1 protein-coding gene is annotated in these 628 nt (G+C 65.9%); it reads left to right on the top strand.

The annotated features are described in order from the left end of the window. Positions 1-89: 89 nt before the first annotated feature. On the top strand, positions 90-628 hold a 539-nt coding region (locus tag ACFHVL_RS31405), incomplete at its 3' end, for a cellulose-binding domain-containing protein (RefSeq protein ID WP_416632250.1).

Raw genomic sequence — 628 nt, 5'->3', positions numbered from 1 at the left:
CTGCCCTCCTGGGCAGGGTTGCCGGCCCAAGCCTCGGCTACGCCAATCTGCTGCATTCTCACCGCACATGGTGGCAGAAAGGAAGCCCGATGAGGCTTACCAACCAGAAGAGATCCCGCCTGTCCCCCCTCCGCCGCGCGGCCATCGCCGCGACCGCACTCATAGTCGCGTCAACCACCGCGGTCGCAGGCGCCACCCAAGCCAGCGCCGCAGCCGGCTGCAGAGTCAACTACACCATCTCGAGCCAATGGTCGGGCGGATTCGGTGCCACGATCGACATCACCAACCTCGGCCACCCAATCTCCGGCTGGAACCTACGGTTCTCCTTCCCCGCAGGCCAGACCATCACCCAGCTATGGAACGGCTCAGTCAGCCAGTCCGGCAGCAACGTAACAATCACAAACGCCTCCTACAACGGCAACCTCGCCACCAACGCCACCGTCAGCCCCGGATTCAACGGCACCTGGAACGGCAGCAATCCCGTACCCACCTCGTTCACCCTGAACGGCACCGCCTGCACCGGGTCCGTCCCACCACCCACCACCGCACCACCAACCACCGCACCACCCACCACCCCGCCACCAACCACCGCACCACCCACCACGGCACCACCCACCACCGCACCACC

Origin of the sequence: Micromonospora sp. LOL_023, assembly GCF_048060115.1 — a bacterium.
Classification (GTDB): Bacteria; Actinomycetota; Actinomycetes; order Mycobacteriales; family Micromonosporaceae; genus Micromonospora_E.
Note: the sequence above shows the minus strand (reverse complement) of the source record. Positions and strands in the feature narration are given on the sequence as shown.